The organism is Candidatus Firestonebacteria bacterium RIFOXYD2_FULL_39_29 (assembly GCA_001778375.1).
In the GTDB taxonomy this organism is placed as follows: Bacteria; Oederibacteriota; D2-FULL-39-29; order D2-FULL-39-29; family D2-FULL-39-29; genus D2-FULL-39-29.
On the sequence record MFGV01000007.1, the window covers coordinates 1 to 12,917 of the forward strand.

10 protein-coding genes are annotated in these 12,917 nt (G+C 39.2%); 1 reads left to right on the forward strand and 9 read right to left on the reverse strand.

Going from position 1 to position 12,917, the window contains the following annotated elements; genetic code table 11:
• The first annotated feature begins 420 nt into the window (after nucleotides 1–420).
• Nucleotides 421–1,017 carry a hypothetical protein gene (locus A2536_08980; GenBank protein ID OGF48172.1) on the forward strand — a complete coding sequence of 199 codons (597 nt, stop codon included), beginning with the start codon at nucleotides 421–423 and terminating at the stop codon, nucleotides 1,015–1,017.
• 125 nt (nucleotides 1,018–1,142) lie between these two features.
• Here A2536_08980 and A2536_08985 read toward each other — a convergent pair whose 3' ends face one another.
• The 9 genes from A2536_08985 to A2536_09025 form a co-directional block, all read right to left on the reverse strand.
• Nucleotides 1,143–1,379, reverse strand: coding sequence for a hypothetical protein (locus tag A2536_08985; protein ID OGF48173.1), 237 nt, complete (start codon nucleotides 1,377–1,379; stop codon nucleotides 1,143–1,145).
• Between the two features lie 384 nt (nucleotides 1,380–1,763).
• Nucleotides 1,764–2,813, reverse strand: coding sequence for a hypothetical protein (locus A2536_08990; protein OGF48174.1), 1,050 nt, complete (start codon nucleotides 2,811–2,813; stop codon nucleotides 1,764–1,766).
• 68 nt (nucleotides 2,814–2,881) lie between these two features.
• Complete coding sequence (locus A2536_08995; GenBank protein ID OGF48175.1) at nucleotides 2,882–4,045, reverse strand: hypothetical protein; 1,164 nt, start codon at nucleotides 4,043–4,045, stop codon at nucleotides 2,882–2,884.
• Nucleotides 4,032–5,153, reverse strand: a complete 1,122-nt coding sequence (locus A2536_09000) for a hypothetical protein (protein ID OGF48176.1) — start codon at nucleotides 5,151–5,153, stop codon at nucleotides 4,032–4,034. Before A2536_09000 ends, A2536_08995 begins: the two co-directional genes overlap by 14 nt.
• Before the next feature lie 357 nt (nucleotides 5,154–5,510).
• Complete coding sequence (locus A2536_09005) at nucleotides 5,511–6,905, reverse strand: transcriptional regulator (GenBank protein ID OGF48177.1); 1,395 nt, start codon at nucleotides 6,903–6,905, stop codon at nucleotides 5,511–5,513.
• Between the two features lie 296 nt (nucleotides 6,906–7,201).
• On the reverse strand, nucleotides 7,202–9,889 hold the full coding sequence (gene secA / locus A2536_09010; GenBank protein OGF48178.1) for a preprotein translocase subunit SecA: 2,688 nt from the start codon (nucleotides 9,887–9,889) through the stop codon (nucleotides 7,202–7,204).
• Between the two features lie 167 nt (nucleotides 9,890–10,056).
• Nucleotides 10,057–11,013, reverse strand: a complete 957-nt coding sequence (locus A2536_09015) for a hypothetical protein (protein ID OGF48179.1) — start codon at nucleotides 11,011–11,013, stop codon at nucleotides 10,057–10,059.
• A gap of 17 nt (nucleotides 11,014–11,030) precedes the next feature.
• Nucleotides 11,031–11,900, reverse strand: coding sequence for a hypothetical protein (locus A2536_09020; protein OGF48180.1), 870 nt, complete (start codon nucleotides 11,898–11,900; stop codon nucleotides 11,031–11,033).
• 163 nt (nucleotides 11,901–12,063) lie between these two features.
• Complete coding sequence (locus A2536_09025; protein OGF48181.1) at nucleotides 12,064–12,894, reverse strand: hypothetical protein; 831 nt, start codon at nucleotides 12,892–12,894, stop codon at nucleotides 12,064–12,066.
• Nucleotides 12,895–12,917 lie beyond the last annotated feature (23 nt).

Here is a 12,917-nt window from a genome sequence, read left to right on the forward strand (position 1 = left end):
TGAGTGCGAATTTGCTTAAACAGGTAATAATCGTTTTTCTCAGGGTATATACAGGTTTTTATAGGGCTATTTATTATAGTTGCGGAATCGCTGGCAGGCAGATGTTTTAAATCTAACTACCTATTCATTTAATCTTCAGTGTTTTACGTATATCTCTACTTTGATTTAGGATTAACAGGATAATTCCGAGACAGTGTCTCGGAATTTTGACACGCCGTCAAACTTGTAAAAGCAGTTACAGTTTACTGAATTCGTCAGACACTGTCTGACGAATTGAACGCAACATTTCTCACAAAAACGATACTACTTCTGCAAACTTGCCTCTTTCATTTCACTATTTTTCACTATTTTTCCTTATATTTTATATTTATTTCGTGTATAATATCTACAATGTATCTTATAAATACCAAGGGGGGTAAAATGAAACTTAATATATATGTAGCTGTGATTTCCATGTTCTTATGCCTCAATGCCGCATTCTGCGAAGAACCTGCAGTAAAAACTGACAGTGCTTCAGCAGTTCCTTTTTCCGGCGGTAAATGCTCTATCGGGGTAAATAACCTGCCCTGGCTGGCAAACTATATCGCGTTAAGAGGGTGGGATAAAAACAAATCCGGAAGCGAATTAATTCTTTATATGACAAACCTAGAGTACGACATCGTAAAATATGATGTTACTGCATCCGCGGGATTCGAATATACCTGGTTTGACAGAAACAAACTTTCCGGGATTAACGATGCATTTCTTTACAGCGGGTTGGGATTTGGCTCCAGTTTCTCTTATGAAAAAACCAACTATTCCAAGTATGGATATATTTACCTACACGGATATTTCCCTGTGGGTGTAGAGCATTTCTTTTTAAAAGAAATACCGAATTTAAGTTATTCTGTTGAGGCAAGATTTTATATATCGGCAGGATATATTTATAGCTACTATCAGTACTCATCCTCTGTCTCTGAAACATACGCTTTAAGGTTAGCGGTGTCTCCGAGATTTTATATACGCTGGTATTTTTAGTTTATCTGCAAATGAGGCAATAAAATGACATCTAAGTGTTTAAATATTTTATTCATAAGTTTTATTGTATGCATTAGCGCATTTTGTAGTAATGAAGCCGTAAAAACGGAAAGCACCTCTATAACTCATTTTTCTGCAGGGAAAATTTCTATAGGAATCAGTGAACTGCCCTGGTCAACTTTCAACGCCTCTTTAAGATGGTGGGATAACAACAAATCCGGCAGCGAATTAATATTTTCATCGGGCATTTCCGGTTCGAATAATATATCTTTTATTTCATTTATTCCGTCAAGATACACCTGGTTTGAAAGGACCGAAATATTAGAAACAAACAATATCTTTTTTGTTAAAGGAATGGGCATATCAGCTGGCTACTGCATATATTCAGATGGGGTAAGAACAATCTCTTCAACATTATCTTTTCCCGTAGGAATAGAACATTTTTGTTTCAAAGATATCCCAAACTTCAGTTATTCCATTGAAGCAAGATTTTATATTTGTGGATTTTATTCTTTTAACGTAATCTCTCCTTCGGAGGACAACACTATTTTTTTTAGGGTAGGAGTTACACCTCAATTCTTTATCCGGTGGTATTTTTAGGGATATCTTTACAATCTATTTAGGAATCAAATAGGGGCGAGAGTTAATCCCGCCCTATATTAAATGTATTATCTGTGATATCAATAAAGCTATCCGCCAAAAAAACCGGCGAGATAAGCAATAATTTTAATTTAAACTAATGAAGCTTAAAACCCGTTTTCTTTCTTTGATTTTTCAATTAAATCCAGAACCAATCTGGTCTCTTCGGGATTTACCGGTACTTCTTTGCCGTTTACTATCCAGTCATACGCGGCTTCGTGGTAGCGGACGTGGCTGGCTCCCCAATCGTTCACAAACTTATCAACATCTTCTTTCCATTCTATTTTATCTGAAGGATATGTACCGTCGGAGAAAGGCTTAATATCTTCTGCTTTTGTTAGCATCCTCAATTTGGAAGGATCCAGATACTTTGTCTTTATTGTAATTTCATTTCCCGCGCCCTCGACCATTATCGTACCGTATTTTCCAAAAATCACCCATCTCGGAAAGCTAAAAGCAGAGGCCGTCGAAACTTCCAGGTCTATTGATATTTTATTTCCTATTACAAGTATCTTGCTAAAATCCTCAGCATCTCCCGAAGTTACAAGTTTCAGGAGCATTGAAGCTGTTCTTTTTACATCAAAACCTGTCATAAAGAGGGACTGGTCAATATGGTGCACCAATGTATTATTTGTAGCGCCGCCCCCGAATTTCTTCATTGCCTGCCAGTCATCTCTGCGCTGGTATACACCGGTATGTTTCCTTATTAAGTACACTTCCCCAATCCTACCGCTTGCCATTATATTTTTCAATTTACTGATCTCTTCATCCCATCTCAAATTCTGAAATACAGAAAAAGTCTTTCCAAGTTTTTTCGCCGCGGATATCATCGCATCCGCATCTTCTACATTTGCCGCTATCGGTTTTTCCACGGTAACAAACTTACAGGCTTCCATTGCTTTTATGGTGACATCTCTATGTAAAAAACTCGGCGTGGCATTTATCACATATTCAACATTCTTGTCTTTTATAAGATCAGTTAATTCAGTATATACCGCGCAACCGGTCTTAGCTTTAAGCTCCGCGGCGCGGTCAGCAAACTGTTTATCGGCAACTGCCACGATCTCAAATTTATCGGTCATTTTCAGGAACGCTTTGGCGTGAATGTTCATGCCGCTCCTTCCCAAACCTATTATACCGACCTTAACTTTTTTCATTTTCTTTATCTCCTCATTTTAAAAACACAATCTTGCCGGATTTGATACTGTTATTTCAATTCGGCGGATTATTCCCATTCTTCGGGTTTCGACTTCTTTGTTTTCTTATTAATCTTTATCAATTCATATTTTCTGCTGCCCAGACCCATCTTTTCGCCTATTTCAAGCGAAAGTTTTGTCTCTACTCTGTTTACGGCGCCAAAAGTATCTCCGGCTTCGGCAATATCTAAGTCAGAGGCAAGACTGTCGGGAAGAGGTTTCGCTTTTGCTACTATATTTATACAGGCCTGATCTACGGCAACGGGATCATCCGAGAGAGCTATTCCCTGGTCATTTACGACAGGAACATCCGCCATAGGCATGCAATCGCATTCGGGCTGCATTTCTATCATGAAATTTATAAATATAACTTTTTTCGGTTTAAAGGTGCTCATCACAGCTTTGGAAGCTTCTATTATATGTGTATTTAAGCGTTCTGAAGTAATTGGCATATCAAGCGCTTTTTCTTTGCAAATCCTGGCGCACCTGCCGCAACGCCAGCAAGCCTCATCAATAATCTCGATATTTTTTCCTTTTATTATTACAGCTTCTGTGGGGCATATAGCTTCACATCTCCTGCATAAAGTACATTTTGCTTTATCCCAGGCAGGAAGCTTGTCATCCACAGAATGCAGACGACCTCTGTTGTTCTTACCATCATGTGTCTTTGGAGAAACACCGCCCATACCTATATTCTTAATCGCACCGCCAAACCCGGCTTGAAGATGACCTTTGAAATGCGAAACAACTATCATCGCATCCGCGTGATAAATAGCATTGGCAACGCTTATTTCGCTGATATGTTTATGCCCTTCAACCTTTACCGGAGTCGAATCCATACCCTTTATACCGTCAGCTATAATTACCGGAGCACCGCAACTCAGATGTGTCAGACCGTTATAAGCCGCTACTTCAAGATAATCAAGTGATTCAATCCTGGTAGTATCCGTCACAAAAGGTTTTGCTTTTTGACATTTAACCGCATCAACAATTTTCCTTATAAACACAGGACGGACAATTCTAAACGCGCCTTGAGAACCAAAATGAGTTTTGACCGCTACTTTATCTTTCGGGGAAATATATTTTGAAAGGTCAACTTTCTCTAGAAGTTCTTCGAGTTTTGCAGGGAGAGAATAATCATAATTCCAGATCTTACTTCTTGCATCAGCAAAATATACTTTAGCTTTTTCCATTCCCACGCTCCCTTTTTATTAACCTGACCAAACCCGCAATATGCGCATAGGCCGAAAAAGTTACATAATACGGAAAAGACCAGAGCTTTAAGACTCCTGCCACATAAAAAAGAAATTGCGCCGAAAAGAAAAACACATAACCAGGTTTTCCAAGAACCATAAGATTATAAAGAAAGAGGGCGAGAAGTAAAACCCCGTAAGCGCCATAAAGCAGATTAAAAGACACAAGCTGCAGCAGTGTAAAATACTTTTTCGCTTTAAAGAGCTCTCTGACATATTTTGAGGAATCAAGCGCCTTCACGGTTGCCGAAATCTTCTCTTCTAAATTCACTTCAGTATCTGTATGTATTGTTTTCAGAGCCTGCGCCAGAGGTTCGTAAAGGCAGTCTTTATTCGCATAAGAGTACATTACAGGAAGCGCGGTTTTAGCCTCAACTCCGTCATCCTTAAGATTAGTAAAATCTGATTTTCTAAGGGCGTAAAGTTCAGGATTTACATTTATGATTCTTTTTAGTTTTGAGGAATTAAGAAGAACAACTCTTTGCAGTTCCAAAAACACTTTTTCTCCTGACACCAGATAATCATTTCCTTTATTTGCTATCTCAATATTTCCCGCAACCAGTCCTACATTTTTATCAATAAAATGCCTTGCCATATTTCTGAGGCTGTATTTTTCAATCAAAGAAGCAGCATCCGTAATAATGACCACTTCTCCTTTTGCTTCGGAAACAACAGAATTTACCGCCATACTGCTGCTTTTCTTTTCCGCCTGAAAAAGGAGTTTAACACCTTTATTGAAATAATCTTCTATAATTTTTCCGGTGTTATCAGAAGAGTCTATAGCCGCGACAATAATCTCAAGTTTTTCCTTCGGATATTCCAGACTAAGACAGTTATCAAGCTTAGCTGCAATACTGTTCTGATCATTTCCCGCAAGAATTATGAGTGATACCTCCGGAAAATATTCCGGTCTATCCTGCGCCCTTTTCTTTTTAAACAAATTTATAAAAGCCAAAAGCAAAGGATACCCGAGAAAGGTATAAAACACAAGAAATAGCAGGAACCAATAGAATACTTTGGATATGACAATCAAATAATAATAAAACATGCTTTAGTATAGCAAAAACAGTGATTTTATTCAATAAAGGGCTTTGGCTGAATGGAGGCTCGATGAAATAAGAAGGTTGGATGTTGGGATGTCTGGAAGATCAGCAAAAGATGGGAGCAAATCAATTTAGAGACTTTTTTTATTCATCGAGTCATACTTCACGTTCGTGGATTTACCGAATGCATCGTAGCGCATAAGATCTGGTAAAGTTGAAACTTCAAAATCATTTATTCTATCTAATGTATTCTGATTTGTTATGGTTTTCCCATTTACCGCCAGCCAAAATTATCCTTAAAAGCCCTTATTTATTCATATGTAAACTTTTAATCTGGACAACATGTCCAGATATTTTAATTATTATTTTTTGTCAGCATCCATAACTTCCCAATACCCGCTTTTGGTCGAGCCAATGTGTTTTAGCGTTCCTTCTTCCTGAAGTTTTCTAAGATAATGAATAACAGAACTTTCTGTCATTCCAGTTTTAATTGAAAGCTGCTTTCTGGTTATTTTTGAATTCATCTTTATTGCATCTATTATTTCCTGTGCGTTTCTTGTGTGTTTCTTGTGTGTTTCTTGTGCGTTTTCTGTGTGTTTTCTGTGTGTTTTCTGTGTGTTGGGTCCAAGAGGTAACACCTTGGCTTTTTCATCCAATCTGTAAAACACTACCATAAATCCGGTTTTGAGGATTTTAAATTCGACTTTTACATTTGCAGCCTTACATTCATCATTAATTCTCTTTAGTCCGGAACCCCATTTTTCTATTTCTTTTGCTTTATAAAATACTTCTGCAATAAGTGGGTTTCGCAAAATAGATCTTTCTTTACCTGTAATAAAGTCTTCCGGCGACACTTCTTTAGGGAATTCTCCAGGATTATATATTTCAATCCTATTCTTAAAAACCGCAACTTCATTGCCTTTCGGAACAGCATAATCTCTATGGCATAACGAATTTACCAAAGCTTCTCTTATTGCTTTTATAGGTATTTCAGGAATTTCCTCCCGTTCTAGTTTACCAAATTTCACTCCCCAGTTAATGTGTTCTCTTATATAAGCTTCAGATTTTTCCAAAATATCAAACAGATTCCCTGTTATTTTATCTATATCCAGAAAAGTTATTTTGTCCGTTCCAGCAAAGACCGCGACCTGAACCTCAAAGGAATTATTATTGCAAAATAACGGTTCTACCGCCTTTAATAACTTATTATTACGTATTAAATCCAGTTTATTAAGAACTATTTTTACCTGGCTAAAGCCAAAATTAATTCGTTTAGCTGATTTTGCTTTATTTATAAAACTTTTTACATCCTTGACGCTTACCATTTTTACGTCATAATCGGAGAGATCAGACTCCCATTTATAATTATCATTATGCTTTCGTATAATTACTTTTCTAATCTCGTGAGGACTTAACTGCTTATCTTCATCTGCAACTCTGATGTAGACACGACCATAAGCGTGGTATGGGATATCTTCGCCTTGAAACTCAATTTTAATACAGGATTTGCTTTCGATGTTGACTAAATTTATTGAAGGGTATATCTTTGGTTCAATGTGATTCGATATTGCCTGAGAAATATCCCGCAGAGTAGATGCTCCTATTGTCTGACCTACAATCTCCCCGTCATTTTTAACTCCAAAATACAACTCGCCTTTCTGATGTTTGTTTAAAATAGAAACAATAGAGATTACTGCCTCTTTAAGTTCAGAAGTTGATTTTTTAAACTCTAATACTTCGGATTCCCTCAATTCCATACCCGCTCCTGATTAATTATATAAAATACTGGTTTCTAACAACCCTCGCTCTATTTATTATATATTATCTGTAATAGTTTATACAGATAAAAATGGAATACCAAATCAAACAAGAAGGATAAAAACAATGATAAGAAGATGTCTTTTTTACGGGAGAGTATATGGACGAAATTCGAGAGTTAAGAAACAGAAATCCTGAGAGTCAAAGGTCGCTGTCCCTAATTCGATATTGCAGAGCAGTAAATATATTCCTTTTCTTTTGCCAACCATCGAATAAATTGGTCGCTGTCCCTAATTTATTCCTCATGCTGTCCGCAACACTTCTTATATTTCTTCCCGCTTCCGCAGGGACACGGGTCATTTCTTCCGACTTTGGGAGTATCTCTTTTAATCGGGGTTGTGCGGGGGGCCTGGTTCATCACAGGGCGGTCTCCGAGCCTTGCGCCCATGGGGTCCATCTGGCCTTGCTGTGCCTGGCGCTGCATCTGACGCTGTCTTGCGGCTTCTTCTGCGGCGCCAAACTGGTTGACTTCTCTGTGGGAATAGTTAATTTTTGAAGCAACTGCTTTTCCTGCTTTGGCGGCTTCTTCCAGCTCCTGTCTTTCTATTTCTTCGCCATGCCTCAGCTGTACTCTGTAAACCATTCTAAGGGTGTCATCCTTGATACGCTCAATCATATCCGTGAACATTTCAAACCCTTCTTTTTTATACTCCAAAAGAGGGTCTTTTCCTCCGTAAGCGCGAAGCCCTATACCTTCCCTGAGTTGATCCATTGCATAAAGATGATCTTTCCATTTCCCGTCAATAGTTTGAAGCATAACCATTCGTTCTACAAATTTGAACATCTTCCCGTACGTCTTTTCTTTACTTTCATAAAAAGCAGTCACTTTCTCTATAATATCAGCCCGCAGGGTTTCTCTTCTCATGCCCGAAAGAACATTTTTTTCCAGTTTATACTCTATTCCAAAAATATCGCTCATTCTAAGATTTAAACTTTCCATATCCCACTCATAGGGAGACAATTTTTCTGCAGCAAAAGCCTCCATAAGTCCGTCTACAATATCCTCCATCCATTTTACTACATTTTCTTTAAGATCATCGCCTTCCAGTATTTTTCTTCTCTGACCATAGACGACTTCACGCTGTTTATTCATTACATTATCATATTCGAGAAGGTGTTTTCTGGCTTCATAGTTAAAGCCTTCAACTCTCTTTTGAGCTCCCTCTATCGCTTTGGTAATCCACGGATGCATGATGGGCTGACCTTCTTCCATTCCCAGCCGGTCCATAAGATTAAATATTTTATCTCCCCCGAATATTCTCATCAGATCATCTTCCAGTGAGAGGTAGAATTTTGTCGAACCGGCATCGCCCTGTCTTCCGCATCGGCCGCGGAGCTGATTGTCAATACGCCTGGCTTCGTGCCTCTCTGTGCCGATAACGTGAAGCCCTCCGAGATTTGCCACTCCTTCCCCGAGCACAATGTCCGTACCGCGTCCCGCCATATTGGTGGCAACCGTAACACCGGCATAAGCGCCTGCCGCGGCAATGATCTCAGCTTCTTTTTCATGGAATTTGGCGTTTAATAACTGATGTTTTACACCTTTTTTGTTCAACAAGGAGGACAGCTCTTCATTTTTCTCAATAGAGATTGTTCCGACCAGAACAGGTCTTCCCTGCTTATTTAATTCCGCAATCTCATTTGCAACAGCTTTAAGTTTTTCACTCCTGGTTTTATAAATCTCATCAGGAAAATCATTTCTAACCATCGGTCTGTTAGTAGGAATTACTATAACATCCAGCTTATAGGTGTTCATGAACTCTTCGGCTTCCGTATCCGCGGTACCTGTCATTCCGGCAAGTTTATTATACATCTTAAAATAATTTTGAAGGGTAATAGTCGCCAGGGTCTGATTTTCCCTTCTTATTTTAACCCCTTCTTTTGCTTCCACCGCCTGGTGAAGCCCGTCACTCCAGCGCCGTCCCGGCATCAAACGGCCGGTAAATTCATCAACTATGAGTACTTCATTATCCTTTATTATGTAATGATCTTCGCGCTTAAAGAGAACATGGGCTTTAAGCGCATTGTTAACATAGTGCGCCCAGTCCATGTTAACACCTTCGTACATATTCTCTACGCCCAGAAGTTTTTCAGCTTTTGATACACCTGTTTCGGTGAGTACGACAGTCCTGCTTTTTTCATCAACTTTATAATCCGTTTCTTTTGCAAACTCCGGAACTATTCTGTTGGCCCTGTAATATTTATCAGTGGATTCTTCCGCCGGACCAGAGATAATAAGAGGAGTCCTGGCTTCATCTATAAGTATACTGTCGACTTCATCAACTATGGCAAAATTCTTCGGCCTCTGCTGGACAAGATCCTCCAGCGCAGTCGCCATGTTATCTCGGAGATAATCAAAGCCAAATTCATTATTTGTACCATAAGTAATATCCGCACCATAAGCGGCTCTGCGGTCTTCATTTGAGGAGTCATTTTTTATACAGCCATAGGTAAGCCCCAGAAAGGAATAAATGTTTCCCATACCCTTGAAATTTCCCTTGCCAAAACTGTCTCTTTCAGCAAGATAGTCGTTAACCGTGACCAGATGCACACCTTTTCCCGATAGGGCATTTAAGTAAGCAGGAAGGGAAGCGACCAAGGTCTTACCTTCACCGGTTCGCATTTCCGCAATTTTTCCTTCATGTAAAACAATACCGCCGATGAGCTGGGTATCATAATGGCGTTGTCCTATGGTTCTTACCGAGGTTTCCCTGACAACCGCAAAAGCTTCCGGAAGAATATCATCAAGAGTCTCGCCTTTTTCCAGGCGGCTCTTAAATTCCGGAGTCTTTAGTTTTAATTCGTCATCTGTCAGTTTTTTTATGACTTTTTCGTATTCATTCACCTTAGCGATAATAAGTGTAATTCGTTTTATTTCACGCTCATTCTTTGTCCCAAATATTTTTTTCAGATATTTTAACATTCCCAATCTCCTAGTATAACTCAATCACTAATAACTAAATTCTAAGCACTAACCAATTACTAATACTTAATAATAAAACCTTAAACAAATTCTTTGAATCATATTAATATCTTTCCGTTTCGTTTAGTGCTTAGTGCTTACATCTTAGTAATTCTTAATTATTTTTCTTAGAAAAATAATCTACAGTGGATAATATATGTCATATTCCCGAACGAATTGACCATACTGACCGGGATTGAAACACCTCCGCCCAGGGCAACTTTATCACCCAAATATATTTTAACGCCGGCTGCCAATCTATGATTCACGCTTTTTTGTAAAGTAAAATCCGGAGCGCCCTTTAACAGTAAATCGCTCATAGCATCCGCATTATTTGAAACATACTCGGCTTTATTATCATAATACACTTCTCCATTCAGTTCTCCGACAATTGACAATTGCTTGATTACCGGCATTTCAACTCCGATATTATATTTCAAAATAGTGCCCGGAGTAAATTTAACCTCAGTCTCTCCTGCTTTTATATCTGAGATGTCATAACCGGCAAACTTTCGTATATTAAGTCCAAACCTGTACCAGTAGGAAACATCGGTGAAAAGAAGAATCCCGTTATTATTTTCCTGCATATTTAAAACAGCCCCTGCATCCCAGGTGCCGGTACCGGTGGCAAGAGAACCTTGATCAACATTAAAAAAACTCTTTCCTGTCGGAACTTTAACACCGGCGCCTACCGTAAGCATTCCGCCTGAACTCTTGTTCTCATTGGACTTTTGCCTGCCAATTACAGTCAGGTCGCCGACGCCAATTGCCCCAAAAGAAATTCCGCCGGCAACTGTGTGCAATTTATTCATATAAGGTAAAATAATTTGAACATCCGCATCCCTGCTCGTGCCGTATTTCAGGTCAAAAAGCAGAGTATAATCAAGACGCGTAACCCCGGGAGCAAAAGAGGAATAAGCACCGGAGTTGTCATAACTACCGGTATACTGATTATAAAACAGGTTAACCTTAACGTCATTTTTTCCCTGAGGAGTGATAAAACCACCATCCGCAATAAACGGCGTAGCCTTAAGGGTACCTGCTGCCAGAATTACACAAATAAACATATTTAATATTATCTTCATTTGCCCTCTTATATATTTCACAGAGATCTTATCATCCGGGATATATTTTGCATGCAATAATCACTGGATTCCCTGGCGTTAGAAGACCAGCTTGCACCGCCCGGTGTTTCCATCGCTATCTTTTTAATCTCCATATTTTTCTTTCTCCAATGGGTTTCTAGAGATATATATCCGTTGTAACCGTCTTCTTTGAGCGCTTTCAACTGTCCCCAGTAATTTACTTCACCTTCGCCCATAGGAACACATGCTATTTTCCCTTCGTAACCTATCCGGACAGCGTCCTTAAGATGAATATGCACGATCTTATCTTTTACCAGCCGGTAACCGTTCGGGAACGGCGCAATTCCGTCTATATCGTATATCTCATTACCCGGATCCCAAATAGCTTTTACGACCGGGGAGTTAACCTTATCCAGGAATACTTTTAACATTCTGGCACACCCCACAAAAGTCGCCGGTTCGTTTTCAATCGCCAGTGTCATTTTTGCACCTTTGATCAGCTTAATTGGTTCCGGAAAATATTCCAGCACATGATCCAATTGCTCTTCCGCAATCCCCGTTCTCCAGAAAGTAAAGCCCCTTATGATCTTTGTTCCTGTCGCCCCCGCAAGATCAATACAGTTTTTCAAGATATCAATATGCTCATTATATTCTTTTTTATTATCTATTGTACATTTAAAAAAAGGACCGGCAATCGAACAAACCTTGATACCACTGTCATTCAATACAGATTTAATAGTTTTTATCTCAGGTTTTGAGAAGTTATAAGGCCCTTTGTTCATCAGTGTCCTGATCTCTACAGCCTCTATCTTCCATTTTCGGCAAAAAGCCGCAACTTCCTTCACGTCCTGTGAGACCTCATCAGTAAAAACCGCAAGTTTGAACATGATACAAATCCTCCATACAGCTTAATTCTACTATTAAAAACACTATTCCTGCTATTCGTGCAAAAAACGCCTATAACGTCCATAAAGTCTTATAAGCGTAGTATTATATATTCCAAGCATCAAAAATTGTTTTCAAAATTTTACTTTACAAACTTTAAAAACCTTATGAACTTGGCACCGCTCCTTGCATCAGTTTTCTAACCTGCTTACAGTGGTAGCATTTCGAAATGTGGTCTTCATCTTGGATTAAGAGGGCGCCGGGATTTTGTATCAGTTTTTCCGTCACCACTTTCAGAAAACCGGCTGCATCTATTAGATAAGAAATTTCTTTGTTCAGAGAAATTTCCTTTAAAAAACCGGCTTCTTTAAGCCAGGGTACGGCATTTTCAAAACCAAAGGAACAGCCCGGAACCGTTTTAAATGTGTATACTTTTACTTTTCCGTCATTTTCATCAATATATTCCGCGGTAAAACCCCAGATGGGATCAAAGTGCTCAGACAGATACGGTACTTTTGCCTGCCACTCGGCGGCATGTCCCATGGTACAGGAGTTTAGTTTGCACCCCATCATTAATATTTTCCCGTCCGTCCTGCTGAATCTTTCAATAGGAGAATCCGTACCAATAGCATCTACTTTCTCATGCCCGCTTACCAGTTCTCTCGCTCCTCTTCCCCATGCGGCAGCACTATGAGTGGGATGAAGCGACCTGGCAACCCGAGGTATCTTCCAGAAAGCATCACTGATAGCCCCTACCAGAGACGGAGACCTTCCCTGATTATATGGACCGATGTTTTTCGGATAATTCTTAAAATTTAAGCTGTGTGTCGGCATTACCAAAAGCCCTTCTTCCCCGATAGCTTCCATAAAACCCTTACAAACCTCTTCCGGCGCACCTTCAAAATCAATAGATTTGTAAGAACTGTGAAGGAGAAGCTTTGAACCTCTGTTTATCCCGTTGTTCTTTAAAGCGCTTATTAAATCTGATTTTTTCACTGTTTTCCCCTCTTATTTTAAAA